The 25802-nt window shown below is 75.0% G+C and carries 24 protein-coding genes; 13 read left to right on the top strand and 11 right to left on the bottom strand.

Going from position 1 to position 25802, the window contains the following annotated elements:
• Positions 1-140: 140 nt before the first annotated feature.
• Together ACIRRS_RS03420 and ACIRRS_RS03415 are read left to right on the top strand one after the other, a co-directional pair.
• On the top strand, positions 141-1325 hold the full coding sequence (locus tag ACIRRS_RS03420; RefSeq protein WP_402964285.1) for a PQQ-binding-like beta-propeller repeat protein: 1185 nt from the start codon (positions 141-143) through the stop codon (positions 1323-1325).
• A gap of 173 nt (positions 1326-1498) precedes the next feature.
• Positions 1499-2146: a flavin reductase family protein gene (locus ACIRRS_RS03415; protein WP_402964282.1), complete on the top strand. Its 648-nt coding sequence runs from the start codon at positions 1499-1501 to the stop codon at positions 2144-2146.
• A gap of 20 nt (positions 2147-2166) precedes the next feature.
• Here ACIRRS_RS03415 and ACIRRS_RS03410 read toward each other — a convergent pair whose 3' ends face one another.
• Positions 2167-3072, bottom strand: coding sequence for a LysR family transcriptional regulator (locus ACIRRS_RS03410; protein WP_402964279.1), 906 nt, complete (start codon positions 3070-3072; stop codon positions 2167-2169).
• Positions 3073-3165: 93 nt separating this feature from the next.
• On the opposite strand from ACIRRS_RS03410, the gene ACIRRS_RS03405 reads away from it, so the two are divergent.
• The 5 genes from ACIRRS_RS03405 to ACIRRS_RS03385 all read left to right on the top strand — a co-directional run bounded on the left by ACIRRS_RS03405 (position 3166) and on the right by ACIRRS_RS03385 (position 7568).
• The gene (locus ACIRRS_RS03405) at positions 3166-3996 is read left to right on the top strand and encodes an oxidoreductase (protein WP_402964276.1); all 831 of its coding nucleotides are present in this window, start codon (positions 3166-3168) and stop codon (positions 3994-3996) included.
• Positions 3997-4113: 117 nt separating this feature from the next.
• Positions 4114-4911, top strand: a complete 798-nt coding sequence (locus ACIRRS_RS03400; RefSeq protein ID WP_402964273.1) for an alpha/beta fold hydrolase — start codon at positions 4114-4116, stop codon at positions 4909-4911.
• Between the two features lie 66 nt (positions 4912-4977).
• A complete protein-coding gene (locus tag ACIRRS_RS03395) occupies positions 4978-5736 on the top strand; it encodes an arylamine N-acetyltransferase (protein WP_402964270.1) in 759 nt (252 codons plus the stop codon).
• A 159-nt stretch (positions 5737-5895) separates the two neighbouring features.
• Positions 5896-7098, top strand: a complete 1203-nt coding sequence (locus ACIRRS_RS03390) for a glycosyltransferase (protein WP_402964267.1) — start codon at positions 5896-5898, stop codon at positions 7096-7098.
• 122 nt (positions 7099-7220) lie between these two features.
• Entirely contained in the window at positions 7221-7568 is a 348-nt protein-coding gene (locus ACIRRS_RS03385; RefSeq protein ID WP_402964264.1) for a hypothetical protein, read from the top strand.
• A gap of 47 nt (positions 7569-7615) precedes the next feature.
• Here the strand turns inward: ACIRRS_RS03385 and ACIRRS_RS03380 are convergent, their stop codons facing one another.
• From ACIRRS_RS03380 to ACIRRS_RS03370, 3 genes are all read right to left on the bottom strand, one after another.
• Complete coding sequence (locus ACIRRS_RS03380) at positions 7616-8518, bottom strand: hypothetical protein (protein ID WP_402964261.1); 903 nt, start codon at positions 8516-8518, stop codon at positions 7616-7618.
• Positions 8515-9048, bottom strand: a complete 534-nt coding sequence (locus tag ACIRRS_RS03375; protein ID WP_402964258.1) for a SigE family RNA polymerase sigma factor — start codon at positions 9046-9048, stop codon at positions 8515-8517. The genes ACIRRS_RS03380 and ACIRRS_RS03375 overlap by 4 nt, the downstream gene beginning before the upstream one ends.
• A 111-nt stretch (positions 9049-9159) precedes the next feature.
• Positions 9160-11238: a HEAT repeat domain-containing protein gene (locus ACIRRS_RS03370; protein ID WP_402964255.1), complete on the bottom strand. Its 2079-nt coding sequence runs from the start codon at positions 11236-11238 to the stop codon at positions 9160-9162.
• A 150-nt stretch (positions 11239-11388) separates the two neighbouring features.
• Here ACIRRS_RS03370 and ACIRRS_RS03365 point away from each other — a divergent pair, with 150 nt between their 5' ends.
• A complete protein-coding gene (locus tag ACIRRS_RS03365) occupies positions 11389-12120 on the top strand; it encodes an alpha/beta hydrolase (protein ID WP_402964252.1) in 732 nt (243 codons plus the stop codon).
• Positions 12117-13040: an urea transporter gene (locus ACIRRS_RS03360; protein WP_402964249.1), complete on the top strand. Its 924-nt coding sequence runs from the start codon at positions 12117-12119 to the stop codon at positions 13038-13040. Before ACIRRS_RS03365 ends, ACIRRS_RS03360 begins: the two co-directional genes overlap by 4 nt.
• Before the next feature lie 3 nt (positions 13041-13043).
• Here ACIRRS_RS03360 and ACIRRS_RS03355 read toward each other — a convergent pair whose 3' ends face one another.
• Positions 13044-13535, bottom strand: coding sequence for a MarR family winged helix-turn-helix transcriptional regulator (locus tag ACIRRS_RS03355; RefSeq protein ID WP_402964246.1), 492 nt, complete (start codon positions 13533-13535; stop codon positions 13044-13046).
• Positions 13536-13604: 69 nt separating this feature from the next.
• Between ACIRRS_RS03355 and ACIRRS_RS03350 the strand changes: the two genes are divergently transcribed.
• A complete protein-coding gene (locus ACIRRS_RS03350; protein WP_402964243.1) occupies positions 13605-14480 on the top strand; it encodes an NmrA/HSCARG family protein in 876 nt (291 codons plus the stop codon).
• Here the strand turns inward: ACIRRS_RS03350 and ACIRRS_RS03345 are convergent, their stop codons facing one another.
• From ACIRRS_RS03345 to ACIRRS_RS03335, 3 genes are all read right to left on the bottom strand, one after another.
• Positions 14481-18884 (bottom strand): trypsin-like peptidase domain-containing protein, encoded by a 4404-nt coding sequence (locus ACIRRS_RS03345; RefSeq protein ID WP_402964240.1) that lies wholly within the window; start codon positions 18882-18884, stop codon positions 14481-14483.
• A 147-nt stretch (positions 18885-19031) separates the two neighbouring features.
• A complete protein-coding gene (locus tag ACIRRS_RS03340) occupies positions 19032-19463 on the bottom strand; it encodes a protein phosphatase (RefSeq protein WP_402964237.1) in 432 nt (143 codons plus the stop codon).
• Positions 19464-19476: 13 nt separating this feature from the next.
• On the bottom strand, positions 19477-20853 hold the full coding sequence (locus ACIRRS_RS03335) for a LuxR C-terminal-related transcriptional regulator (protein ID WP_402964234.1): 1377 nt from the start codon (positions 20851-20853) through the stop codon (positions 19477-19479).
• Between the two features lie 150 nt (positions 20854-21003).
• Between ACIRRS_RS03335 and ACIRRS_RS03330 the strand changes: the two genes are divergently transcribed.
• From ACIRRS_RS03330 to ACIRRS_RS03320, 3 genes are all read left to right on the top strand, one after another.
• Positions 21004-21927, top strand: coding sequence for an NADP-dependent oxidoreductase (locus ACIRRS_RS03330; RefSeq protein ID WP_402964231.1), 924 nt, complete (start codon positions 21004-21006; stop codon positions 21925-21927).
• Between the two features lie 189 nt (positions 21928-22116).
• Positions 22117-22854 carry an MIP family channel protein gene (locus tag ACIRRS_RS03325; RefSeq protein ID WP_402964228.1) on the top strand — a complete coding sequence of 246 codons (738 nt, stop codon included), beginning with the start codon at positions 22117-22119 and terminating at the stop codon, positions 22852-22854.
• 74 nt (positions 22855-22928) lie between these two features.
• Positions 22929-23714 (top strand): GNAT family N-acetyltransferase, encoded by a 786-nt coding sequence (locus ACIRRS_RS03320; RefSeq protein ID WP_402964225.1) that lies wholly within the window; start codon positions 22929-22931, stop codon positions 23712-23714.
• 183 nt (positions 23715-23897) lie between these two features.
• Here ACIRRS_RS03320 and ACIRRS_RS03315 read toward each other — a convergent pair whose 3' ends face one another.
• The 3 genes from ACIRRS_RS03315 to ACIRRS_RS03305 form a co-directional block, all read right to left on the bottom strand.
• A complete protein-coding gene (locus tag ACIRRS_RS03315; RefSeq protein ID WP_402964222.1) occupies positions 23898-24323 on the bottom strand; it encodes a hypothetical protein in 426 nt (141 codons plus the stop codon).
• A gap of 24 nt (positions 24324-24347) precedes the next feature.
• Positions 24348-25025: an ATP-binding cassette domain-containing protein gene (locus ACIRRS_RS03310; RefSeq protein WP_402964219.1), complete on the bottom strand. Its 678-nt coding sequence runs from the start codon at positions 25023-25025 to the stop codon at positions 24348-24350.
• An 84-nt stretch (positions 25026-25109) separates the two neighbouring features.
• A complete protein-coding gene (locus ACIRRS_RS03305) occupies positions 25110-25613 on the bottom strand; it encodes an AAA family ATPase (RefSeq protein ID WP_402964216.1) in 504 nt (167 codons plus the stop codon).
• Positions 25614-25802: the final 189 nt, after the last annotated feature.

Genomic DNA, 25802 nt, shown 5'->3' with positions numbered 1-25802 from the left:
CGGCGGGCACGAGAGTAGGGCAGCGGCCCCGCCCCGCGAGGGCGAATTCCCCGGTAGGCGCGGGGAGTCGGGCCGACCGGCCTGCTGGACGGCCGGGCCGGGGCGGCCGGGGATTTGACTCCGTACGCGATCATGTCGGCGTGAGTGAAGAGACGATACGGATGGAACCCCTCCAGCGCTCGCTTCCCGAGCGCCGGCGCGTGCTGGGCGCCGTGGTGGGGGGTGCGGCCGCCCTGGCCGTGTGGGGCGGCGTCAGGATGTGGGCGGGCGGGGGCTCCGGCCAGGGGGCGCGGAAGTGGGGCACCACGGAGGCGACCGGCCGGCTCGCGCTGGCGCCCGGGGCGCCGGACACGCTCTACGCCTCCGCCACGGACGGCACCGTCCGGGCGCTGGACGCCGGGTCGGGCGCCGTCCGCTGGACGAGGGCCCTCGGGGAGCCGGCCGTGGGCGGCGACCAGGGCGGCTGGCCCGTCGCGGCGGGGGAGGGGGTGGTCTGCGTGGCCACCGGGACGCGCCTGTTCGCCCTGGACGCGGCCTCCGGCGAGGTGCGGTGGGCGGTGCCGACCCCGGGGCGGCCCAGCCTTCCCTGGGTGCAGGACCCGGCGATCGGCGGCGGCGCCGTGTTCGCCGTGCACGGCACCACGGCCAACGGCACCTCCAGCACCGGCACCACGGTGCACTCCTACGACGCGGCCACCGGCAGCCTCCGCTGGAGCAGCCCGCCGGTGAGCAGCGGCTTCCTCGCCCTGGCCGGCGACACCGTCTACACCGCCCACTTCCTGAAGGGGCTCTACGCCTTCGACGCGAAGAGCGGCGAGCAGCGGTGGCAGCAGAACTCGGGGTTCTCCGCCGTCGGCGTCCCGCCGGTGGTGAACCAGGGCCTCGTCCTGCTGTCGCAGACGGTCGAGACCGCGGGCGCCTCCTTCCTCGCGGCGTTCGACGGGGCGACGGGGACCAAGCTCTGGGGGCGGGACCTGGGCGGCACCCAGATCGGCCCGCCCGCCGCCGTCGGCGGAACGATCCTGCAGCTCACCGGGGACCGGGTCGTCGGCGTCGACCTGCACAGCGGCGAACCCCGCTGGCAGACGGCCGTGTTCGAGGGCGCCGGGCGCGGAACCCTCGCGATGACGCAGGGGGAGGGGCGGGTGTACGTCGCCACCGGCGGAGGCCGGGTGCACACGGTCGACACCGGCGGCGCGACGCGCTGGCGCGACGCCCCGGAGGGCATCGGCGCGGGCGGCGCGTACGCGAGGGTGTTCCTGGCCGCCGCCGGCGGGGTCGTGTTCCGCGGCGGCGACGCGGGGGTGCAGGCCTTCTCCCTCTGAGGAGCGCCGGGCGGGGGTGCGACGAACGCCGTTGCCCGAGCGCGGGGAACGCCAGGTCGGATTACCGCCAGCGCCGCCCGCCCGCCCCGGGCAGAGTCGCTGACGGCCCGCGGCCCCGACCGGCCGCTGGCCCGATCCGCTCACGCTCCGTGGAATCCGTGGAAGGTGTTCCCATGCACGTCGTGCCCGGGCTCAAGGTGCTGTACTTCGGCACCCCGGTGGTCCTGATCAGCACCCTCAACGAGGACGGCACCCCCAACCTCGCCCCGAACTCCTCCGCCTGGTGGCTGAACCAGTCCTGCATGATCGGGCTGGGCAACAGCAGCCGGACGACGGCGAACCTGCGGCGCGAGCGCGAATGCGTGCTCAACCTGCCGTCGGCGGAGATGGTCGACGCCGTCGACCGGATCGCGCTGCTCACCGGGACGCCGACCCTCTCCGAGTTCAAGACCTCGCGGGGCTACCGCCACGAGCGCGACAAGTTCGGGGCGGCCGGGCTCACCCCGCAGCCCTCCGAGACGGTGGCCGCCCCGCGCGTCGCCGAGTGCCCGATCCAGGTGGAGTGCCGGGTCGCCGCCACGCACCCGTTCGCCGGCGCCGGTGCCTCGAACCTGACCGGCTTCGAGCTGGAGGTCCTGCGGGTGCACGTCGACGAGGACCTGGTGATGCCCGGCACGCAGTACGTGGACCCCGTCGGCTGGGACCCGCTGATCATGAAGTTCTGCGAGTACTTCGGCGGCGGCCACAACGTCCACCCCTCCAGCCTCGCCGAGGGCTGGAAGATGCCGCACCGGCTCAGCCCTCCCGTCCCGGCGCGCTGACCGAGGCCGACGGGAGGCCCCTACTGGCCCGCGACCGTCGCCCGGCAGGCGTCCGCGTACGCCCGCACCAGCGGCCGGTCCCCGTCCTCGCGCCGCCAGGCCAGGGCGTAGCGGCTGCCGCCCACGCCCCGCAGCGGGCGGGTGGTGACCCCGTCCAGGGAGACCAGCAGGGCGTTGCCCGCCGCGACCAGGCAGACGCCCAGGCCCGCCAGCAGGGCCTCGTACGTCTCCTCGGCGCCCGCGATCTCGGCGCCGATCCGCGCCGGGCGGCTGCCGCGGGCGTCCAGGGCCAGCCAGTGGTCGCGCAGCGGGCCCGCGCTCGGGGGCAGGGCGAGGAAGGGCTCGTCCAGCAGGTCGGCGAAGTCGATCTCGTCGAGGGCGGCCAGCGGGTGCGCCTCCGGGAGGGCGAGCAGGCGCGCCTCCTCGGCGACGACCGTCCAGCCGTAGCGCTCCTCGTCGGGCAGCGGCAGCCAGACGAAGGCGACGTCCACCAGGCCCTGCGCCAGACCGGCGGTCGGATCGTCCCAACTCACCTGCCGCAGGCGGGTGGTGGCCTCCGGATGCGTGGCGCCGAAGCGGGAGCGGACGGCGGGGAGCAGCCCGCCCCGGGCCGGGCTGGTGCTCATCCCCACCACGAGGGTGCTGCGCTGCTCGGCCTTGGCGGCCTCCACCGCCGCCGCGCCCTCCTCCCAGGCGGCCAGCACCCGGGCGGCGTGCGGCAGCAGGGCCGCGCCGGCCGCCGTCAGCTCCACCGCGTGGCGGTCGCGGCGGAACAGCTCCGCGCCCAACCGCCGTTCCAGCGCCCGGATCTGCTTGCTCAGTGCGGGCTGCGACACGTACAGCCGCTCGGCGGCGCGGGTGAAGTGCAGCTCCTCGGCGACGGCGAGGAAGTAGCGCAGGTCCCGCCCGTGGACGTCCATGGTCATGACCGTTGGCTATCACCACCGGTCTTGGACGGGCAAGCGGGTCCGGCGGCAGCATGAACGGCGTCAGGAGAACGCACAGCAGAGGGAGTCGCCGTGAACAAGGTCTGGCTGGTCACCGGGGCGAGCAGCGGTTTCGGGCGGGAGATCCTGGAGGCGGCCGTCGCCGCCGGGGACGTGGTGGTCGGCGCCGCCCGCGACCCGCGGGCCCTGGACGACCTGAGGGCCGCGCACCCCGACCAGGTGGAGGCGCTGCGCCTGGACGTCACCGACACCGCCGCGATCGAGGGCGCCGTCCGGGACGTCGTCGCCCGGCACGGCCGCATCGACGTGCTGGTCAACAACGCCGGCCGCACCCACGTGGGCGCCGTCGAGGAGACCTCGGACGAGGACCTGCGCGCCCTGTTCGACGTGCACGTCTTCGGCCCGGCCGCGCTGACGCGGGCCGTGCTGCCGCACATGCGCGAGCGGCGCTCGGGCGTGATCGTGCAGATGAGCAGCGTGGGCGGGCAGATGTCCTTCGCGGGCTTCGGCGCCTACAGCGGGACGAAGTTCGCGCTGGAGGGCATCTCCGAGGCGCTGGCCGACGAGGTGCGCGAGTTCGGCATCAAGGTGCTGATCGTCGAGCCGGGAGCCTTCCGCACCTCGCTGTTCGGCACCGGCCGCGCCGGGGTCAGCGGGGACACCGGCCTGTACCCGAGGGTCGCCGAGACCCGCGCCTTCGTCTCCGGCGGGGACGGCACCCAGCCCGGCGACCCGCGCAAGGCGGCCGCCGTCATCCTGGCCGCCCTGGCCGCGGAGCGCACCCCGCTGCGGCTGCCGCTGGGCGAGGACGGCGTGAGCGGCGTCCTCACGCACCTCGACGGGGTCCGCGAGGACGTCCTCGCCTGGGAGAAGCTCTCCCGGGCCACGGGCTTCGACGCCTGAGTCCGTCCGTTCGTTCGGGTCTCGGTGGTCGACTCGGCAGCTCGGCCTTCGGGTTCGGTTCGGTGATCATGACCGGGAGTCTCCCACCCGGCCCTCCCGCTCTGCCAGGATGGCCGGATGCCCCACTTCACCTCCCACGACGGGACGACACTGTCCTACACGCTCTCCGGCAGCGGCCCCCTGCTGGTCTGCCTGGCCGGCGGCCCCGGGGCGGACGTCCGGGACCTCGACGGGCTCGGCGCGCTGCTCGCCGGGCCGCGCACCCTGGTGATGCTGGACGCCAGGGCCGCCGGGCGCTCCGAGGTGCCCGAGGATCGCGCGAGCTGCGCCTTCCCGGAGCAGGCCCGCGACATCGAGGCGCTGCGCCTCCACCTGGGCGCCGAACGCCTGGACCTGCTCGGCCACTCGGCGGGCACCCTCACCGTGCAGGCCTACGCCGCCGACCACCCCGGGCGGGTGGGCCGGATCGTCCTGATCACCCCGGCCGGCCTGGTCGCCCGGGAGATCGACCAGGCCGAGGTGGACGCGATCCGGGCGCGCCGGGCCCAGGAGCCGGGCGCCGCCGAGGCCTCGGCGGCCGGGGTCCAGCCCTGGCTGTACGGCCGGTGGACGGAGGCGGCCCGCCGCCACTTCGAGGCCGACGCCGCGTACCCGCAGCCGCCCGCCTGGCTGCGCGAGGCGTTCTACGTCCGGCCCGACCCGGTGCGCGAGGCCGCCCGCCGCGCCGCCGTCGCGAGCCCCGTGCTGGTGATCGCGGGAGCGGAGGACGGCGTCGGGGGCGTCTCGGCGGCCCGCCGCGCCGCCGCCGGGTACCCGAACGCGCGGCTGGAGGCGCTCCCCGGCTGCGGGCACTGGCCGTGGATCGACGAGCCCTCCGCCGTACGGGAGTTTCTCACCGCGTTCCTCGATGCCTGACGCCTGCTCGCGTCCTAGGACCAAGGACCGATGGCCCGCCCCCTCGCCACCAGGTGGAATGACCGCATGGATCAGCAGCAGGCGTACCTGGACCGGATCGGCGTGGCGGACCCCGGAGAGCCCGGCGCCGGGAACCTCGCCCGGCTTCAGGAGGCCCATCTGCGGGCCGTCCCCTTCGAGAACCTGAGCATCCACCTCGGCGAGCCCGTCGTCCTCGACCCGGCGGCCCTGGTGGAGAAGGTCGTCCAGCGGCGGCGCGGCGGGTTCTGCTACGAACTCAACGGCGCCTTCGCCGAGTTGCTGCGCTCGCTCGGCTACGAGGTCAGCCTGCTCGCCGCCCGGGTCTTCGACGGGGAGCGCCTCGGCCCGCCCTTCGACCACCTCGCCCTGCGCGTCGACCTCGCGGAGCCCTGGCTCGTCGACGTCGGCTTCGGCCGGTTCGCCCTGCACCCGCTGCGCCTGGACGAGCGCGGCGAACAGGCCGACCCCTACGGCCGGTTCGCCATCGGCCCGTCCGGCGAGGACGGCGAACTCGACGTGCTGCGGGGCGGCGAACCCCAGTACCGGATCGACCAACGGTCGTACGAACTCTCCGACTTCGCCCCGACCTGCTGGTGGCAGACCACCTCGCCGCAGTCCCACTTCACCCGCTCGACGACCTGTTCCCTGCCCACCGGGGGCGGCGGCCGCACCACCCTGAGCGGTACCCGGCTCATCCGCACCGCCCCGGACGGCACCCGCACCGAGGAGCAACTCACCGACGGCGGCGCCATCGCCGCGTACCGCGAGCACTTCGGCATCACGCTCGACCGGCTCCCGGGCTGAGCCCACGGAGGAGTGGCCCCGGGGGAGTGGCGCCGGAGGTGCACCCACTCCTCGCCACTCTCAACGTATAGCGCACGGGGGGCCTTGCCGCAAGGCCCCCCTGAGCAGCCAGAATCTCCAACTCGACAGTGATGAACGGGACTTTTGGAGACTCACGACATGCAGGTGATCCTTTCCACGTACGGCTCGCGCGGCGACGTCCAGCCCCTCGCCGCCCTCGCGCTGCGGCTGCGGGCGCACGGTGCCCGGGTGACGGTCTGCGCCCCGCCCGACGGGGAGTTCGAAGCACTGGGCGTACCGGCCGTGGCGGTCGGCGAGTCCGTCCGGGCCCTGGTGACCGGGCCGCGCCCCGCGCCCTCCGAACTGCCCCGGCGGGCGGCGGTGTTGGCCGCGCAGTTCCGGACGGCGGTCTCCGAACTGGCCGGCCCCGAGGACGTGGTGATCGCCACCGGACTGTTCCCGACCGTGGCCGGCGCCCGGGCGGCGGCCGAACGCGCGGGCGCCCGCTTCCACGCGGTGGCGCTCCAGCCCTGCATGCTGCCCTCCCCGTACCACCGGCCCTTCGAGTACCCGATGCTCCCGTACCCGCCGGAGGTCACCGACGCGCAGCGGCTCTGGGACCTCAACATCTCCACCATGAACGCCCTGTTCGGCGAGGCCGTCAACACCGTCCGCACCTCGATCGGGCTCCCGGCCGTCGACAACGTGCGCGACCACGCGTACGGCGAACGCCCTTGGCTGGCCACCGACCCCGTCCTCGGCCCCTGGCGGCAGCCCGCCCCGCTCGCCGTCGAACAGACCGGCGCCTGGCTGCTCGACGACGAACGGCCGCTGCCCGAGGGCCTGTCGGAGTTCCTCGACGCGGGCGAGGCCCCGGTGTACGTCGGCTACGGCAGCATGCCGCTGCAGGGCGCCCCGGAGGCGGCCGAGGTCGCCGTCGCCGCCGTGCGCGCGCACGGCCGCCGACTCGTCCTCGCGCAGGGCTGGGCCGGGCTCGCCGGCGTCGACGGCGCCGGGGACTGCTTCCTCGTCGGCGAGGTCAACCAGCAGGCGCTGTTCCCGCGTTGCGCCGCCGTCATCCACCACGGCGGCGCCGGCACCACCACCGCCGCGGGCCTCGCCGGTGCGCCCCAGGTCGTCGTGCCGCAGATCGCCGACCAGCCGTACTGGGCCCGGCGGGTGGCCGACCTCGGCATCGGCGCCGCCCACGACGGGCCGGCCGCGACCACCGACTCCCTGGCCGCCGCGCTCGACCACGCCCTCGCCGCGCCGACCCGCGAACGCGCCCGCCAGGTAGCCCCGATGATCCGCACGGACGGCGCGGAGCGGGCCGCCCGGCTGGTGCTCGACGGGCCACGCTGAGGCAACGGAACGGAGGCGGAAGGGGAACGGACGGGGAACGGAAGGGCACCGGAACGGGAGCAGCTCGGCGACGCAGCCCGAATGTGCTGGCGCGCGGCCACCCCGCCCGCGAGACTGCCAGGATGAACACCATTCTGCCCGCCGCCACGCCCTCGGACCTCGAACTGGCCGAGCTCTGGGAACAACACCGACCGCTGCCGTTCCCGGACGGCCTGCGGCGCGTGGAGATCGACGGCGTGGACCTGGTGTACCTCGACTTCGCCGTCGCGGGCCTGGTGTCGAGCGAGCTCCACCGCGGCCTGGACCACCCCTCCCTCGCCGCCCTGGACACCTGCGGAGGCGAACTCGAAGCGGTGGTACCGCAGATCACCGACCCGGAGGGCCGCGCGTACTTCGAGCGGCTGCGCACGATGGCCCGGCTGCTCTCCGCCCGGTACACGGCGGGGCAGGACCTCGGCCAGGGCGAGTAGGGCGCCGGCCCCCTCGGGGTTCGTCGAGGGGGCCGGCGCCCTGGCCGTCACCTGAACAGCGTGGTGCCGTCGTTGGGGAGCTTGCGGCCGTCGCGGGCGAAGAACTCCCACAGCGTCGCCCGCTTGCCCGAGGGCTGGGCGAGGGCGATCTCCCGGATCGGGGAGTCCCCGACCGTCACCGGCTTCGGCTCGGTCTTCGTCCCGTCCGACCAGGTGATCACCACCTTGTCCACCACCGGCCCCAGGCCGACCGTGCCGATCTCGGCGGGGAAGAACGGGCCCGGGTCGTCCTTGCTCCAGTGGCCGAGCATGCCGGCGCCGAAGGTCGTCTGATCCGTCACCGACCGGGGGTCCAGGTGGCCGGCCGCGGGGAGCGAACCCGCGGAGTCGTGGCCCTGGCGCACGCCGTCCACCTCGACGTAGTCGTTGACCAGGTCGTTACCGGACTGCCAGTACTGCGCGACGTACGCCTCGGTCGGCTTGGTCGCGTTCGGGCTGTACGGGCTGCGCTCCTGCCACAGGGCCAGCGCCTGCTCGTACGCCCGCTCCTTCGGCGCCAGCGGCCACAGGGCCCGCCACACCTTCCAGGACTTCCCGTCCGTGACGCCCTCCGCCAGCAGCACCCGCTGCGGCTTCAACGGGTCCTTCACGGCCGCAGTGGCGGCCGCCGAGGGGGCGGAGCCCGCGGCGACCAGGGTCGAGGTGCCCGCAGCGGCCGTCGCCGGGGCCTGCCCCCGGGGCAGCTGCGCCAGGGCGCCGCCGCCCAGCGTCACCGCCGAGGCCAGCGCCAGCGCGCCGACCACCGTACGGCGGCGACGGCGGATGCGGCGGCCCCCCGCCATGATGTCCGCCACCGGCACCGGGCCGGTCCGCACCCCGGAGGCCGCCTCCGCCAGGCCCAGGCCCAGCCAGATGTCCCTGTCCTGCTGGTCGTTGCCGGTCCCGGTCATACCGCACCTCCGATGTGGGTCGTGTCCTTGAGTTCCACCAGGGCCGTCACCTGGCGGAGCCTGGCGATGCCCTTCGACGCGTGGCTGCGCACCGCGCCCACCGAGCAGCCCATCGCCGCCGCGGTCTGGCTGTCGCTGAGGTCCTCCCAGTGCCGCAGCACCACCGCCTGCCGCTGGCGCGGCGGCAGCGTCGCCAGGGCCGCGAGCAGCGCCCCGCGCTGGTCCGAGCGCGCGAAGCCGTCCTCCGCGCCCGCCGCGTCCGGCACCGCCTCCACCAGCAGCTCCGGCGGGCGGCGCCGGGCCCGGCGCGCGTGCTCGTTCACCAGGATGCGCCGCACGTACGCGTGCGGATCGTCCGCCCGGCGCACCCTCGACCAGGCCGCGCACGCCTTCTCCGCCGCGGACTGGACGAGGTCCTCCGCCGCGTACTGGTCACCCGCCAGCAGGTAGGCCGTCCGTACCAGACGGGGCCAACTGCCGGTGATGAACGCCTGGAACTCCTCGTCCCGGCCGATCTTCGTCTCTCCCATGAGCACCTCCTCGCCCCTACAGAGCCCAGGGGTGCGGGAAAGCGCTTACTCGGGTCCTGCGGGTTCCTGCGGGGCTCTGACCCGTCCCACGGGCGGGAGACGGTCGCGGGATCAGTCGGGGAAGCGGGACAGGACCGTGCGGCAGAGCGCCTGCAGCTCCTCGTCCTCCGCGACGCCCCCGAAGCGCCCGCCGCGCTCGGGCCGGGCGAGCTGCTCCCGTACGGCCCCGGCGGCCGGGGCGGCGGCCGGGCCCATCCGCTCCAGGCAGGCCGCGACGTGGCCGCCCGTCGAGGAGTTCCGCTCCCAGGCCGGGAGCAGGACGGCGAGCACCGCCTCCGCCTCCGGCTCGCCGCCGATCGCCCACACCGCCAGGGCGGGGTTCACCTGGCCCCAGCCGACCCGGTCGTGCTCGGCCATCAGTTCGCGCAGCCGGGGCAGGGCCGGGGCGGCCGCCGGGCCGAGTTCGGCGAGGAGCTCCGTCGCGTCCCCGGTGTTGCCGTTCTCCAGCCGGTCGATCGCGAGCGGCAGGACCTCGGCGGCGTCACCGGTGATCGCCCAGAGCGCCGCCACGGCGACGTCCGCCAGGTTCCGGGCGGGCGGGTCGGTGGCCAGGGCCCGGACGGTCGGCAGGGCGGGGGAGGCGGCCGGGCCGAGGCGCCGCAGCGCCTGGAGGGTCGTCTTCGCGGTGTCCCACTCCTCCAGTCGCAGCGCCTCGTCCAGCTTCTCGACGAGCACCGGGACGGCGTCCGGCGCGCCCAGGCGGGCCAATGCGCCGATCGCGGCGTGCAGTTCGGAGCCCATGCCGAAGGAGGACGGGGCGCCCGCCCGCACCCGGCCGATCAGCGCCGGCGTGAACTCGGCTGCGAAGTCCGGGAGTTCACCGGCCGGACCGGCGGCGCGCCAGCTGTCCTCCCCGCTCTCCAGCGCGAACAGCAGGCTGGGCGCGGCCCGTTCGTCGCCGAGCCGGGCCAGGGCGATGACGGCCTCCTGGTGGGCCCGGCGCGCCTCCGGGTGCACGGCCGCCCAGGAGCGCGAACCGCCGGCGGCGGCGAACGCGGCCAGCGCCTCGCGGGCGGGCCCGGCGATCGGGTGGCAGCTGTTCAGCGCGGCCGCCGCCTCGGCGGCCACATCGGGGCGGGGGTCGGCGAGCTGGCCGCCGATGAGGGACACCAGCGCGCCGTGGTCCCCGCGCCGGCCCCGCATCAGCTCGGCGCCCATCCGCATCGCGTCGATCCGGGCGCCCGGATCGGGGTCGCGCAGCTGCTCGGCGAGCAGCCGCGTGCGCTCCGGCACCCGCGAGGCGAGCACCTCGTGGAAGGTGCTCAGCAGCGTGCTGGTGGGCGTGTGGACGACGCCGGCGCGGTCCAGTTCCGCGAAGGCGGCGAGGACGTGCGGGGGGACGTCGGGACTCGGCTGCACGGCGGGCGTCGGCCGGGGCGGGGTGGGGGAGCGCCACCAGCCGCTCTCGGGCGCGGTGCGCTCGCGCAGCAGGGCGATCGCGGCCTCCACCGTCCCCGCGTCGATGGACTCCGGTGCGCAGCGCGCCCGGTGGACGAGGGCGCCGAGCCGGGTGGTCGGGTCGAGGGCCCCGTCCCGGGCGATGCCGCCGAGCCAGGCCTCCGTCTCCGGGACGGCCTCCGGCAGGCGCAGGGCCAGGCTCGCGGCCGTCCTCAGCACCAGCAGCCGCTCCACCGCCCCCGCCTCGGCGGGCAGCCGCTCGCGCAGCAGGGCGGCGGCGCGGCGCCAGTCGTCCAGCAGCAGCCCGAGCACGGGGATCGCGGCCTGCCGCACCAGCCGGTCGCCGTCCGTGCCGAACGTCACGAACTCCTCGGCCCGGCCGCGCAGGTAGGCGGCGCAGTCCCCCGCGTCCCCGGGCTCGTAGCCGTACTCGGCGGCGAAGACCTCGTGCTCGACGGCGTTCTCGGCGACGGCGCCCAGCAGGTCGACGATCGCGGCCCGCCCCGGGTGGCCCTCGTCGAGGGCGAGTTCGAGGAGGAAGGGGAGGGTGGCGGTGGTGGCGGGATAGACGGTGCCCTGGTGGAGGACGGCGCTGCAGTAGTGGCTCAGCGCGCCGCTCCGGGCCTCCTCGTCGCCCGAGGCCAGGGCGAGGAGGGTGCCGGGCACGTCCTCGGCCGTGCCGTAGGCGTGGTCGAGGCGGGACCAGTCGATGTCGTGCAGTCCGGTGAGCATGATCGCCACTGTGCCCGACCCCACCGACAGGTCGGCCGCCTGCCCCGCCGACTTCCCGAGGGGGCCCGAGGACCGGCCCGCCCCCGCTGGGGGTACGGTGCGTGAGCGTTTGTTCGGGCAGGTGGAGGTCGGTCAGAAGGGGGCGGCATCGTGCGGTTCGGCGAGCGGACGGTTTCGGACGGGGCGGCGCAGTACCGCTTCACCTGCGGAGACGCGCCCGGAGTGCTGTGGCGCCCGGCCGGCGCGATGCGCCCCGGGCGGCCGCTGGTGCTGCTCGGGCACGGCGGCGGGCAGCACAAGCTCGCCCCCGGCCTGGTCGCCCGGGCCCGCCGCTTCGTCGCGGACGGCTTCGCCGCCGTCGCCCTGGACGCTCCCGGGCACGGCGAGCGTCCGCGCACGGCCGCCGACACGCGGTTCGCTGGCGAGGTGGGGGAGTTGCTGCTCGCGGGCCGGCCCGTCAGCGCCTGGGTCGTCCGGCACAGCACCGGCCTCGCCGAGCGGGCCGTGCCCGAGTGGACGGCCGTGCTCGACGCGCTCGGCGAGGAGGGCGAGGGCCTCGGGCCCGTCGGGTACTGGGGCCTGTCGCTCTCCTCCGGCACCGGCATCACCCTCGCCGCGGCCGAACCCCGCGTCACCGCCGCCGTGTTCGGGCTGACCGGCGGCCCCTCCCTGGTCGAGGCGGCCGGCCGCGTCACCGTCCCCGTGGAGTTCCTGGTGCAGTGGGACGACACCCTCGTGCCCCGCGCCACCGCGCTGGAGCTGTTCGGCGCCTTCGCCTCCCCGGTCCGGACGCTGCACGCCAACCCGGGGGGTCACGAGGACGTTCCGGAGGTCCAACTGGCCGCCTCCGAAGCGGCTTTGACGCGGCATCTGCTGCCGTGAAGGACTTTCCCGTCCACGTCCTGCGCGGCGTGGCCCAGGTCGACTTCATGCCGTCCGCCCTGTGCGGACTGCTGTTCACGGCCGCACTGTTCTCCGCCGACTGGCGCTTCGGCGTCTACGGGCTGCTCGGCACGGCCGTCGCCACCGCCGCCGCCCGTGCGCTCGGACAGCGCGGGGAGGCCGTCGAGGCCGGGCTCCACGGGTACAACGGCTGCCTGGTGGCCCTGGGCTGCGCCGCGTTCCTCGACCCCGACAGCCCCGCCACCGCCGTCGTCGCCGCGCTCGGCGCCGCCGTCTCCGTGGTGCTCGCGGCCGGGCTCACCGCCCTGCTCGACACCTGGCGACTGCCCGTCCTCACCGTGCCGTTCTGCCTGACCGCCACCGCCGTCACCCTCGCCGCGCCCGCCTTCCACCGGCTGGCCCCGGCCGCAGCCGTCGCACCCGCAGCCGCTGTTCCCGCAGCGGCTGTTCCCGGATTGAGCTGGGACCAGCTCTGGCACGGCTTCCTCGCCAACATCGGGCAGGCCTTCCTCCTGCCGCAGTGGTACGCGGGCCTGCTGTTCCTGGCCGGGCTCGTCGCCGCCGGCCGCCTCGCCGCCCTGGCCGCCTGTGCGGGCAGCGCCGTCTGCCTGCTCACCGCCTGGGCGCTCGGCGCGCCCGGCGAGGCCGTCGGGCAGGGGCTGTACGGGTACAGCGGGGTGCTGGTCGCGCTGGCGCTGGGGGGCGGGGTGTTCCTGGCGCGGGACCGGTGGAGCACGGGGTACGCCCTGCTCGGCGCGGCCGCCGCCACCGTACTGACCCCGGCCTTCACGGCCCTGACCGCCCCGGCCGGCGGGCACGCGCTGACCTGGCCGTTCGTGGTGACGACGCTGGTCTTTCTGGCCGCCGTCCCGGCGATCCCGAGGCTGCGCCGCCTCTGAGGGCTACGTCTCCTTCGCGCCCTTCGCGTCCTTTGCGGCCAGCCGCGCGACCTGCCGGTGGCCGAGTTCGACGGTGCGGCGCATGTGCCGCAGGAGGAAGGCGAGTTCGGCCTCGCTGTCCTCGTCGAAGACCGGCGCCCAGTCGGCGCCCAGTTCCCGCCACAGCGCCCCGAACCGCTCCAGCGCCTCCGGGCGCACGGCCACCAGCACGCGCCGCCGGTCCGCCTCGTCGCGCCTGCGCTCGACCAGGCCCGCCTTCTCCAGCCGGTCGACCAGCCTGGTCGCGGAGCCGCTGGTCAGGCCGGTCAGCTCGGCGATCCGGCCGGTGGTGACGGGCGCGTCCTCCAGGGTGAGGAGGTTGAGGCACTGCACGTCGGTGGGGTGCATGCCGAGGTGGTCGGCGACGGCCTGGTTGAACAGGACGTACGAGGCGAGGTAGCGGCGCGAGAGCGGCCAGAGCTCGGCCATCAGGTCGTCGCGGGCGCGGGTGGTCATGGGGGAAGGGTAGCGGGTTGCGTGGAAATAAGTTGCGCGACGCAGGTATGTAGTGGCTATCTTATCTGCATGACGCAGATATCTGACGCACGTCCCGTCGCCGTCACCGGTGCCACCGGCGCCCAGGGCGGCGCCACCGCCCGCGCCCTGCTCCGCGCCGGCCGCCCCGTCCGCGCCCTCACCCGCGACCCCTCCTCCCCGGCCGCCGCCGAACTCGCCGCCCTCGGAGCCGAGACCGTCCGCGCCGACTTCACCGACCCGGCCACGCTCCGCGCCGCCCTCGACGGCGCCGGCGCCCTCTTCGCGATGTCCACCCCGTTCGGCAGCGACCTGGAGGGCGAGGTCCGGCAGGGCACCGCCCTCCTGGACGCCGCCCGGGAGAGCGGGACGGTCGAGCACATCGTCCTCACCTCCGCCAGCAACGCCGACCGCCCCACCGGCATCCCCCACTTCGAGACCAAGCGCCGCCTCGAACGCCACCTGAAGGGTCTGGGGGTGCCGTGGACGGTGCTCGGCCCGGGGGCGTTCCTGGAGAACTACGCCAACGGCTGGACGCGGCAGTCCCTGCGCCGGGGCGTCTTCCACCTGCCGATGCCGCCGGGCGTGCCCATCCCGGTGATCGCCGCCCGGACGATCGGCGACTTCGCGGCGCACGTGCTGGCGCACCCGGCGCGGTACGCGGGGCGCCGCATCGACCTGGCCGCCCAGTGGGTGACGGGCGAGCAGATCGCGGCGGCGATCGCGGTGGGGAGCGGGCGCGAGATCGCGTTCGAGGAGGTGCCGTTGACGGTGGTCGAGGGGTACTCGGAGGATCTGGCCGCGATGTTCCGCTACTTCCAGGCCACGGGCCTGGAGGTGGACGCGGAGGCGTTGCGCGCCGAGCACCCGGAGATCCACTGGCTCACGCTGGAGGAGTGGGCGGCGCGGGAGGACTGGAGGCTGTGACTATCCGCAGGGCCGTTGGTAGGGGATGCCGGGGGCGTACTGCTGCCACTGCTCCTCGGTGATGGTGCTGCCGGTGAGGGTGCAGAGGCGGTCGGCGACCTTGGAGGGGTCGGTGTCGTAGAACCGGCCGGATCCTGAGGCCAGGACGAGTAGTTGGCCACCGGACCGGGTGAAGGTGACGTGCGGCGAATCGTGCTCACGGCTACCCAGTGGTGCGATCATGGCGATCGGCGACGGAGGGCCGGAGCCGGACACGTTCCACAGATTGATGTCGGAGTCGGAGAAGTCGTCCTGCCAGGCGGCGAGCATCGTCTCGGCGTCGTTGACAGCCGACCTGGCGGTTCCCGGCCGAGTGAGCACTGCTCCCCGTGCGCGGGGATGGGCGCGGTCCGTCAGGTCCCAGACCGAGATGCCGTCATTCGCAGGACCGGTCGAGGCCAGCAGGTGTCCGCTGCGGCCGAGTTCGATGGTGGAGCCGACGAACCCGGGAAGCCGGGCGGAACTGAGCACCCGGCCTTCCCCGGCGGAGTACACCGTGAGTTCCCCTCCGTCCAGGCTCCCGAGGTTCATGGTGACGAGGCCCGATTCGCTGATGACGCTCCCGAGGCGTTTGCCCGCTCTCACGGGCGAAGTGCCTGTCCGCACGGGCTTCGCCGGATCGGTGACGTCCCACCAGGCGAGGGAGGTCGACTCGATCACGACGGCGGTCCGGGTGTCCACGAGTACGGGAATGTCCTGGACCCCGTCGACGAGAGGGAACGATCCCACCTCGTGGGCTTCCCCCGTCTTCGAGACGGTGGACAGGTGGAACCCGCCCCCGTACTGGACCCCCATCAGAGCGTCCCCGTGGCCGGTCTCGACGGCATTCGCGCCAGGGGCCATGATCTCCCTGCCGATCCCGACGTCCCGCGTGGGGAACTCGGCCTTGCCCGGCGGTCCTCCGGACGGATGCGCGGGGTCGTGGAGATCCCAGAGCCGGACCGTGCCGTCGTGTGCGATGGTCAGCAGGAGGGTCTCGGTGACGAAGGAGATGTGCTGGGGGGATGCCCCCAGGTCGATGGTGGCGACCTGCGTGGTGGCTTCCGGCCGGTCCAGGGGCCAGATCGCGAGGACCGTGTTGGCCGTCGACGACTCCTTGGGGCGGAACGCCCCGGCGACCAGGAGCCGACCCTCCGGGCTCAACGCCCAGCCGTTCCGACCCACGGAGACCGAGAGCGGGCCGAATCGGCGCAGCGGCTGACGCCAGAGCCTGAGCGCACCGTCCGAGCCGCCGGTGAGGATCGAGCCCGAGGCGGTGTACGCGACGGCGATGGTGTCGAAGGCCGCATGGACGCAGTTGAGCGGGGGCAGGTACTCCTCGGTCCAGTCCAGTCGATCCACGTTCACGAAGCACAGCCCTCCCTTCGGGCGCCAGGTGTCGATCCCGCCGATCACCAGCTCGTGGCCGTCCGGACGGAAGGACACGTTGAACGGGTCCGAGAGCACGGACCACAAGGAGCCGTGGGTGGATGCGGGGCCACCCGGGTCGGCCAGACGCCACAGTTGGACATCGGCGGAATCGACAGCGGCCAGGACGCTGCCGTCCGGGTTGAAGGCGAGTGACTCGTAGCCCTTGGGGAACTCGATCGTTCGCGTTGGCGAGGCGGAGATGTCCCATACGGTGGTCGAGCCGCCCGGGGCTGTCTGCGCGAGGCGCTTGCCGTCCGCCGTGAGCGCCACTGCGCCCGGACTGTCCTTCTTCGGGGTCGGGTTGGGCAGGACCGAAATCAGCTCCGGCCGCGCCGGATCGGCCGTCGACCACAGCAGCGTGTGCCCGTCGTGGTCGACGCAGGCGAGGTGGCCGCCCTCCGCGTCCGTGGCCAGTGAACCGGTTGTCAGGACGGTGGCGGGTTCGGGCAGGTGGCTTGAGACGGTGGGTGTGCGTGGATCGGAAAGGTCCCACAGGCACAGTTCGCGTCCCTCCGGGCACGGGGCCGCGAGAAGCGGATGGTGCGGGAGGAAGACGAGCGCGGACGACTTCGGTAGTTGGAGGGTCGAGTAGAGGACGGGAGCGGCCGGATCGCCGAGGTCCCAGATCCGCAGTGCGCCGGTCTCGTCGCTTGCCGCTACCAGCGGCCCGTCCGGCTGCGCCGCGATGCGCTTGATCCTGTGCCCGGTATTCGCGACGACCCGGTCGATCGGCGTCCGGAGCGCGGTGTACAGCTGGCTCGCCGCCTCCTTCGTCGGCGCCAACCGGTATGCCGCCACCGCCAGTTGTGCCGCCATCCCCGGGTCCGTGTTCACCAGCGCCGCCGCGTCGCCGGCCAGGCTCGTCGAGTGCACCGTCGCCGTGCGCCGCGCCGCCTCGTCCCTCAACTGCCACGACACCACACTGATCGCGCCCGCCACCAGCGTCAGCACGCACAGCACCGCCGCCACCGCCGTCCTTCGCCTCCGGCGTGACCTGCGGTGGCGCCGGCCGCGCCGCAGGTAGTCCCGCTCCTCCTCCGTCAGGTACCCGTCCCGCTCCTCGGCCCAGCGCTGCGAGGCCGCCAACGTGACATCCGTGGGCAGGAGTTCGTTCGGCCGCTCCGCCGCCTTCCACCGCTCCCGGTCGTGCCGCAGCGACTCCCGCCAGTCCAGGAACGCCCGGTCCTCCGCGACCCAGTCGGCGAGCCGGGGCCAGTGGGTGATCAGCGCGTCGTGTGCGAGCTCCACGGTCTCGGTGCCCTCGGCGAGCCGCCCGGTGACCAACAGCCGGGTGGTGGCCAGCTGTTGGGCGATCCGCCAGTCCGCCTCGCCCAGATCCGTCCTCGGGACGGTCCGCCGGGTGGCGCCGGCCGAGCCGAGGGGGACGCGGACGAGCTGGGTGAACAGCCGTCGGGCGGCCTCGCGGTCGGCGGGGCGGACGTTCTCCTGCCAGGCCTGTTCCGCGTAGGCGCTCAACGCGCCGCCCACGCCGCCGAGTTCCTCGTAGGACTCCAGGCTCATCGCTCCGCCGCGCTGGGCCTGCCACAGCTGTTCCAGGGTGAAGCCGAGCAGCGGCAGCGCGCCGGGTTCGGCGGTGGCGTCGTCGAGGATGCGCTCGACGAGGTGCGGCTGGTACGTGACGGAGCCGGTGGCCGCGACGGGCGCGGTGACGACCTCGCGCAGGTGGGTGCGGCTCATGGGGCCGAGGAGGAGGCTCTCGTGGTCCTCCTCCCCGCTCTCCGGGGCGGCCTGGAACAGTTCGCCGAGGCGCCGGTGGTGCAGGAAGGCTTCCAGGAAGTCGGCCCGCAGGGTGCTCAACACCCGGACCGAGTGCGGGAGGTCCGTTCCGAAGAGCACATCCGCCAGCTCGTCCACGGCCTGCTCGCCGCGCGCGAACAGCTCCTCGAACTGGTCGACGACCACGAGGAGCCTGCGCCGCCGCCCGTGCAGCTGCGCCAACTGGCCCATCACCTCGGCGAGTCCGCCCGGCGCGGCCAGGTGCGCGGTGAGCGGGCCGAGGCGGTCGAGCCGCCGGGTGGGGGAGAGGTCGGGCTCCAGCAGCGGCAGCAGCGCCCCGGCGAGCGCGGACAGCGGGCTGCTGCCGCCGCCCGGGCGCAGCACCACGGCGAGGCCGTCGGCGGCGCGCCAGCGCGGGACGACCCCGGCGAGGGCGAGCGAGGACTTGCCGGAGCCGGAGGCGCCGACGACCGTCACCCAGCGGGATCGGCGCAGGGCCCGGGTGAGCTTGGCTGCCTCCTCGTCGCGGCCGAAGAAGAGGTCGGCGTCGTCCTCCTGGAAGGCGCGCAGGCTGCGGAAGGGGGAGGGTGGCAGGGCGATGGCGCGCAACTCGGGCCAGGCGCGCAGGAGTTCGGCGGTGGGGACGAGGAAGCTCGCGGCCGTCGGGCCGGATTCGGCGGCGGCCATCATGCCGACCACGCCGACCAGCCGTTCGTCCCAGACGGGCCCGCCGCTGAAGCCGGGGGCGACCTGGTAGCCGCCGTCGCGGTCGATGTCGAGTTGCACCAGGCCGTCCGCCTGGCGCCCGCGCAGCCGTCCGGCGTGCCAGACCCCGCTGTCGTGGCGGGCGGGGAAGCCGAAGGCGCGGGCCTCGTGGTCCCAGACGTCGGAGGCCTCCACCAGCCGTACGGGCCGTGCGCCGTCGGGGGGTTCGGCCAGGCGCAGCACGGCGACGTCGCGTTCGGGCGCCCAGTGCTCGACGGTGGCGGTGTGCGCGGCGCCGTCCTGCTGGAGCGGCAGGTCGAGGGCGAGGCGTGCGTCCGGGGCGGGGGTCTCGCCGGGGGCGAGGCCGAGGGCGGTGGTGACGACGTGGGCGCAGGTGAGCGCCAACTCGCCGGTGACCAGGAACCCGACGCCGAGGGGGAAGCCGCCCGGCCCGCGCACCCGCAGGATCGCCGCGTCCAGTGCTCTGGGCCCGACCTCGCCCGAGAACGTCACGGCTGCTACCCCCCGGTGCGCCAGGATCGGCTGCGAACCAGCCAATCGCCCCAGCCTCACAAGGGAGTTGGAGCATGTCAATGACAACTCACCGGCGTGGGGGTGAACGTACGGAGTTCGAGGGGGCGCACGGGCGCACGGGAGCGCTCAGCGGCGGTAGCGCGCCACGAACCTGCGCTGCCACGGCGTCTCGACGGCGTGCCGGGAGTAGTGCTCCCGTACGTACGCCACCGCCTCGCCCGGCGGTACGCCGTCGAGGACGGCCAGGCAGGCGAGGGCCGTGCCCGTCCGGCCCTTCCCGCCCGCGCAGGCGACCTCGACGCGCTCCACCGCGGAGCGCGCCCAGGCCTGCCGGAACGCGTCGGCCGCGTCCTCCCGGTCGGCCGGGAGCCGGAAGTCCGGCCAGCGCACCCACCGCCGGGGCCAGTCCATCGGCCCGGGGTCGCGGCCCAGCAGGTAGATCCCGAAGGCGGGTTGCGGCCCGTCCGGGAGCGGCCGCGACAGCCCGCGCCCGCGCACCAGCCGCCCGGAGGGCAGTCGCAGCACTCCGGGGGCGGACGCTTCCCAACTCGTGTTCACCGTACGGCCCGCCTCAGGAGGCCACGTGCAGCGGCACGGCGTCCTGGAGCCCGGCGCGGTGGGCCAGGGCGGCGGCCTCGCCCCGGGTGGAGACGCCCAACTTGGCCAGGATGTTGGCGACGTGGAACTTCACCGTCGACTCGCTGATGTGCAGAGCCTCGGCGATGTCGCGGTTGCGCCGCCCGCGCGCCAGTTCCCGCAGCACCTCCCGCTCGCGCGGGTGCAGGCCCTCCAACGGGTCGGCGGCGGTGGGCGGTTCGGCCAGGACGAGGGGCAGTTCGACGGTGACGGTGCTGCCCCAGCCGGGGACGGCCTCGACGGCGCAGCGCCCGCCCAGCGCGGCGATCCGGTCGGCGGTGCGGTGCACGGCCAGCACGTCGGCGGGCAGCAGCCCCGGCCCGTCGTCGCGGACCACGGCGCGCAGGGTGTCGTCCACGAACCGCCAGCCGACGTGCAGTCGGCCGACCTCCTCCTGTTCGAGCATCACCAGCACGGCCGCCCGTACGGCCTCCCGGGCCGCGCGGGCGACGTCGTTGGGCACCGAGCGCTCGGCCTCCGCGGCCGGTGCCACGTCGAGGCGCACGAGGGTGTGGCGCAGCAGGGGCCGCAACTCCTCGGTGAGGCGGGCGAACGCGGCCTCGGCGGGCTCCTCGCTGAGGGACTGGTCCAGGTCGGCGGCGCGGCGCAGGTCCAGCAGGGCGGTGACGGCGAGGTCGGTGGCGGCGCGGCGGGCGGCGGTGTCGTCGAGGGCGGCCGAGCGCAGCGGGGCGAGGATCGCGGTGAGCGCCGCGTTGTGGGCGCCGCTCAGCTCGGAGATCGCGCGGGACCGGGCGGTGGCGGCGGCGCGGGACCTGGCCGCGGTGTCGGGGGTGGAGTCGGTGGCGCGGTGGTCGAGGTGGGCCACGAGCACGTCCCACAGCCGCTGGAGGAGGCCGAGCGCCTCGGGCGGCACGGGCCGGTCGTCGGCCAGGACGAGCACCAGTTCCGCCCCGGCGCTGCCGCCCGGCGTGGCGGCGACCACCAGCACGGGCCTCGAACGCCCGACGAGCCGGGCCTCGCCCTGCCAGGGGTGCCCGGCCGTGAGCGTCTCGGCCCCGAGTTCGGACAGCCGGGCCAGCTCCAGGCCGCCGACGAGCTCGGCGAAGCCGGCCGGGCCGTGGGCGACCGTGGGGGAGTAGGTGCACAGGCGGCTCATCTGGGCGAGCGCCTCGTGCGGGACGAGGGTGCCGATGACCTCGGACAGCCGCTGCAGCAGGTCGGGCCGGGGGGTGCTCAGCACCTCCAGGGCCCGCTCCAGCACGTCCTCGGGCCGGCCCCAGTGCCGTCGCCGGGTCTCGTCGAGGTCGCTGCCGTAGACGGTCGCGGGGGCGGTGCCGGGGGTTTCGTCCATGCCGTCGAGCCTAACCCGCCGGGCGGGCGGGCCGCCTGGCCGTTCGGACAGGCGGAACCGTCCGAAAGACGGGCCGGTCGGCCGGGGCCCGCGGCCCAGGATGGAGAGCGAAACAGGACGTCAACTCCCTTGAGGAACGAGGAGCTTCCCATGACCAAGGCGATCGCTTTCCACGAGTACGGCACCGCGGACGTGCTGCTGCCCGTCGACCTCGACGTGCCCGCCCCCGGCCCCGGCCAGGTGCGGGTGGAGGTCCGCGCGGTGGGCGTCAACCCGCTGGACCACAAGGTGCGCAACGGAGAGATGGACGGCATCTTCCCGATCACCTTCCCCGCCGTGCCCGGTTACGAGCTGGCCGGCGTGGTGGCCGAGGTCGGCGAGGGCGTGACGGAGTTCGCCCCCGGCGACGAGGTGTTCGGCGCGCTGATGGGCGGCGGCTACGCGGAGCACGCGCTGGTCGAGGCCGCGCTGCTGGCCCGCAAGCCCGCCACGCTCGACTGGGCGCAGGCGGCGGGGATCCCGGTGGCGGCGGAGACCGCCGAGCGGGTCCTGGACATCCTGGGCGTGCGGGAGGGCGAGACGCTGCTGGTGCACGGCGCCTCGGGCGGGGTCGGCACCCTGCTGCTGCAGTTCGCCCGGGCGCGCGGGATCACCGTGGTCGGCACGGCGAGCGAGGCCAACCACGACTACCTGCGCGAGCTGGGCGCGATCCCCGTGACGTACGGGGAGGGCCTGGCCGAGCGGGTGCGGGCGGCGGCCCCGGGCGGGCGGGTCGACCGGGCGCTGGACGCCTCCGGGCGGGACGGCGAGGTGGCGCTGTCCGTGGAGCTGACGGGCGACGCGCAGCGGGTCGTCAGCATCGCCGATTTCGGCGCGGCCAACCACGGCGTGCACTTCAGCGGCATCGAGGACGGCCCGCGCCACCGCCAGGCGTACGCGGCGGTGCTGGCGCTGCACGACGCGGGGGAGCTGCGGCTGCCGCTGCACCAGGTGCTCCCGCTGGCGGAGGCGGCCGAGGCGCAGCGGATCAGCGAGCAGGGGCACCTGCGCGGCAAGATCGTCCTCGCGGTCTGAGGCTCCCGCCCGCTCCTTCGCTCACGTCTGGGCCACCCGTCGCTCACCCGTTCGGAGTAATTCCGGGTGCGGAACCGCCGTGATCACGGGCTGCACCCGTTCGGTCGACATGCGGCCACCCGAACGGCCCACCAGGGTGGTCCGGGTACGGGCGGCACCGGGCCGCCCACCGGCGGAAGGATCGAACACATGAGCGAAAAGGACAGGCGGGCCGTCGCGGCGGAGTTCCTCGGGACCCTGCTGCTCGTCCTGCTGGCGGTGGGCGCCGCCGTACTGGCGGGCACGGCGATCGGCCCGGTGGGCATCGCGTTCGCGTTCGGCTTCGTGCTGCTCGCGCTCGCGTACGCCCTCGGGCCGGTCTCCGGCTGCCACGTCAACCCGGCGGTCACCCTCGGCGTCCTGCTCGCCCGCAGGATCGACCTCCGCACGGCCGTCTCGTACTGGATCGCGCAGATCCTCGGCGGCATCGCCGGCGCGGCCCTGGTGCTGCTCCTCGCCAAGCGGATACCGGGCCTGGAGACCCACGGCAAGCTCGGCACCAACGGCTGGGGCGACCGCTCCCAGGTGCACATCGACGCGGCCGGGGCGTTCCTGACCGAGGTCGTCCTCACCTTCCTGCTCGTCTACGTCGTCCTCTCCGTCACCCACCGGCTGGCCGCCGTCGGCTTCGACGGGCTGCCGATCGGCGTCGCCCTGGTGGTCGTCCACCTCGTCGGCATCCCGCTCACCGGCACCTCCGTCAACCCGGCGCGCAGCCTCGGCCCGGCCCTGTTCGCCGGCGGCGACGCGCTCTCCCAGCTGTGGCTCTTCCTGCTCGCCCCCCTCGTCGGCGCCGCCCTCGCGGCGGGCGCGCACCTGCTGACGCACCCGCGTACCGACCTGCCGGTGGTCGAGGTACTGGCGGCGGAGGCCCGCGCCCGGGGGTGACGGGGCGGCCGCGGGAGTTGCTGGCGCTGCAAAATCGCTGGTCACCGAGGTGCCGGGCGTGCTCCACTGTCTGAATGGATCATGACACCGTGCTCGCCCTGTTCGACCGCCAGCTCCGCCGCGAGGCGCGGCCGGACAGCGACAGCACCCGCATCGAACAGGACGGCGCGGTCATCCGGCAGCTCGGCCTCGCGCACGACTGGAACGGCGTCGTCTGGTCGGACCTCGACGAGGCCACGGCCGACGCCGCCATCGCCGCGCAGATCGACCGCTTCACGGCCCTCGGCCTCGACTTCGAGTGGAAGACCTACGCCCACGACGCCCCCGCCGACCTCGGCGAACGGCTGCTCGCGGCCGGGTTCACGGCCGAGGACGAGCAGGCGGTGATGGTGGCCGACGTCCACGAGCTGCCCACCGACGCCACCCTCCCCGAGGGCGTCCGGCTGCTCCCGGTGACGGACGCCGCCGGGGTCGACCTGCTGGCCGAGGCCGCCGAGCAGGCCTTCGGCACCCCCAACCCGACGCAGCGGCGGCGGCTGCTCGACCACCTGGAGCGCGGCTCCGAGACGGTCAGCATGGTCGTCGCGATGGCGGGGGACCGGCCGGTCTGCTCGGCGCGGATGGAGCTCGTCCCGGGCACGGACTTCGCCGGGCTCTGGGGCGGCGGGACGGTGCCCGAGTGGCGCGGGCGGGGCATCTACCGCGCCCTGGTCGCCCACCGGGCTCTGCAGGCCGCCGAGTTGGGCTACCGCTACCTCCAGGTCGACGCGAGCGACCAGAGCCGGCCCATCCTCCAGCGCCTCGGCTTCGCCCGCCTGACGTCGACGACGCCGTACGTGCGCAGCGTCGGCCCCGCCTGACGGGCGGCCGGCCCACCCGCCTGTGCCCCCTGCCGATCGGCAGGGGGCACAGGCGTTTTCCCTGCTCAGGATGGTCCGATCGGCACATGTGCGATCGGGCCTTCACGGTCCATGGTTGGGGCACGCACCACAGACGGGAGCCCCACCGTGCACCGCCGCCTCCTCCAGTTCCTCCGCCGCCTCTCAGGCCCTCTGTTCCTCCGCCGGCTCGCCGAGCCCGACACAGGGCTGCCGGTGCGGCCCGCTGTCCAGCGACGCCGTCCCCACCAGGGCGTACTGGACGGGCACGCCGATCACCGCCACCGGCAGCACCACGCACAGCAGCACGGCGTGGCCCGCGCCGAACCGCAGCGCCCCGCGCCGCAGCACGGTGGCGAGCTGCCATCCGCCCCAGCACACCGCCACCACGCCCAGCGCCAGGCCCGCCCAGGCGAGCGGCAACACGTACGGAGCGGCGCCCGGGCCGGGCCGGCAGTCGCTCAGCACCCTGCGGAGGCGGTCGTCCGCGACGACCGTCGGCACGGCGCACGCCCAGCCCAGGCAGGCGACCAGCAGCGGGCCCCCGGCCCGCGCCCACCCAGGGGAGCGGGCGCTCGATTCGTGACTCATACGATCACTCGTACCAGTCCGTGCTCACCCGGCCGAAGCCCGCCCCCGGGCCGGCAGCTCGCCGGGCTCCCCGCAGAAGGCCACCTCGCCCCGGTGCAGGACGTAGACCACCGCCGCGTCCTCCAGCGTGCGCGGAAGCGACTGCGAGGCGAGCACCACCGTCCGCCCCGCCGCGGCCTCCGCCAGCAGCTGCCCGTGCAGCCGGGCCGTGACGGCCGGTGCCAGCCCGCGCTCCGGCTCGTCCAGCAGCAGGAGCCGGGGTCGCGCCGCCAACGCCCGCCCGATCGCCACGAGTTGCTGCTGCCCGCCCGACAGCTCCCCGGCCCGGCGCCCCAGCAGCGGCACCAGCTCCGGGAACAGCTCCAGCACCTCCCCCCGCCCGCCCCCGTCCCCCGCCGGCCCCAGGTTCTCCGCCACCGTGAGCGCCCCGAACACCCCGCGCTCGGCGGGCACCAACGCCATCCCCATCCCCGCCCGCCGGTGCACCGCCACCCCGGCCAGGTCCCGCCCCCGCCACACCACCCGCCCCTGCGCCGGCCGCACCACCCCCGCCACCGTGTGCAGCACAGTCGTCCGCCCGGCCCCGTTCCGTCCGAGCAGCACCGTCACCGCCCCGGAGGGGAACGCCAGGTCCACCCCGTGCAGCGCCTCCAGCGGCCCGTACCGAACCCGAACGGAGCTGATCGCGACGTCGACGCCCATCCCTGCCTCTCCCTACCTCCTCCCCGCATCCTCGCCGCCCCCCGCCCGCCCGGCGACCCGGCGACCCGGCGACCCGGACGCCCCTCAGGGCGAGGGCTGCACGAGGAGCAGCTCGCCCTCCCCGTCCGGCTCCTCGAAGGCGGCCAGGTAGCGGTGGAGCAGCGCCTCGTCCACCGTGACGGCGTTGGCCCCCTCCTGGCCGTTCCGCACCGCGAGGCGGTGCTCCAGCGTCTCCCGGTCGGCCTTGAGGTGCACCAGCTCCCACCGGCAGCCGTGGCTCTCGACCAGGGTCTTGTACTCCTCACGGGCGGCGCGGCTCCAGAAGCTGTAATCCACCACCACGTCCCGCCCGGCCCGCATCAGCTCGACCAGCTCCAGCCGCTGCTGCTGGCGCACCTCCTCCTTGAGCCGGTCGAACTCCTCGGCCGCCAGCACCACCCCGGCATCACGCCCCCCGAGCCGCTGCCAGACCACCTCGTCGATCGACAACCGAACGAACCCCCGCCGCACCAGCCCCTTCGCATACGTCGTCTTCCCCGAGCCGGGAAGCCCGCACATCAACACCACCGTGCTCGATCGCCCTGTCATGCGGGCCAGGCTAACCCCGCAGCCGAGGCCCCGACGGGGGCTCAGGACACCCAACGGCCCAGGAGGTGACCGGTATTGGAGCAAGCCCTCGCCGTCGAACAGCGCCCCGCCCCTGAACTCCCGGCCCCGAGCAGCCCAGCTCGCTCGCCGTGCTGTGGGGCACCCCTGCCCGCTGAGTTGGCCAACTCC

Origin of the sequence: Kitasatospora sp. NPDC101183 (genome assembly GCF_044767945.1) — a bacterium.
In the GTDB taxonomy this organism is placed as follows: Bacteria; Actinomycetota; Actinomycetes; order Streptomycetales; family Streptomycetaceae; genus Kitasatospora.
Note: the sequence above shows the minus strand (reverse complement) of the source record. Positions and strands in the feature narration are given on the sequence as shown.

Coding starts and splice junctions, on each gene's coding strand:
- ACIRRS_RS03390 (WP_402964267.1), top strand. CDS start 5,896: ATGCAGGTGATCCTTTCCACGTACGGCTCGCGCGGCGACGTCCAGCCC.
- ACIRRS_RS03310 (WP_402964219.1), bottom strand. CDS start 25,025: ATGGGCGTCGACGTCGCGATCAGCTCCGTTCGGGTTCGGTACGGGCCG.
- ACIRRS_RS03335 (WP_402964234.1), bottom strand. CDS start 20,853: ATGGACGAAACCCCCGGCACCGCCCCCGCGACCGTCTACGGCAGCGAC.
- ACIRRS_RS03320 (WP_402964225.1), top strand. CDS start 22,929: ATGGATCATGACACCGTGCTCGCCCTGTTCGACCGCCAGCTCCGCCGC.
- ACIRRS_RS03355 (WP_402964246.1), bottom strand. CDS start 13,535: ATGACCACCCGCGCCCGCGACGACCTGATGGCCGAGCTCTGGCCGCTC.
- ACIRRS_RS03370 (WP_402964255.1), bottom strand. CDS start 11,238: ATGCTCACCGGACTGCACGACATCGACTGGTCCCGCCTCGACCACGCC.
- ACIRRS_RS03305 (WP_402964216.1), bottom strand. CDS start 25,613: ATGACAGGGCGATCGAGCACGGTGGTGTTGATGTGCGGGCTTCCCGGC.
- ACIRRS_RS03400 (WP_402964273.1), top strand. CDS start 4,114: ATGCCCCACTTCACCTCCCACGACGGGACGACACTGTCCTACACGCTC.
- ACIRRS_RS03350 (WP_402964243.1), top strand. CDS start 13,605: ATGACGCAGATATCTGACGCACGTCCCGTCGCCGTCACCGGTGCCACC.
- ACIRRS_RS03415 (WP_402964282.1), top strand. CDS start 1,499: ATGCACGTCGTGCCCGGGCTCAAGGTGCTGTACTTCGGCACCCCGGTG.
- ACIRRS_RS03395 (WP_402964270.1), top strand. CDS start 4,978: ATGGATCAGCAGCAGGCGTACCTGGACCGGATCGGCGTGGCGGACCCC.
- ACIRRS_RS03325 (WP_402964228.1), top strand. CDS start 22,117: ATGAGCGAAAAGGACAGGCGGGCCGTCGCGGCGGAGTTCCTCGGGACC.
- ACIRRS_RS03410 (WP_402964279.1), bottom strand. CDS start 3,072: ATGACCATGGACGTCCACGGGCGGGACCTGCGCTACTTCCTCGCCGTC.
- ACIRRS_RS03385 (WP_402964264.1), top strand. CDS start 7,221: ATGAACACCATTCTGCCCGCCGCCACGCCCTCGGACCTCGAACTGGCC.
- ACIRRS_RS03330 (WP_402964231.1), top strand. CDS start 21,004: ATGACCAAGGCGATCGCTTTCCACGAGTACGGCACCGCGGACGTGCTG.
- ACIRRS_RS03375 (WP_402964258.1), bottom strand. CDS start 9,048: ATGGGAGAGACGAAGATCGGCCGGGACGAGGAGTTCCAGGCGTTCATC.
- ACIRRS_RS03315 (WP_402964222.1), bottom strand. CDS start 24,323: ATGAGTCACGAATCGAGCGCCCGCTCCCCTGGGTGGGCGCGGGCCGGG.
- ACIRRS_RS03380 (WP_402964261.1), bottom strand. CDS start 8,518: ATGACCGGGACCGGCAACGACCAGCAGGACAGGGACATCTGGCTGGGC.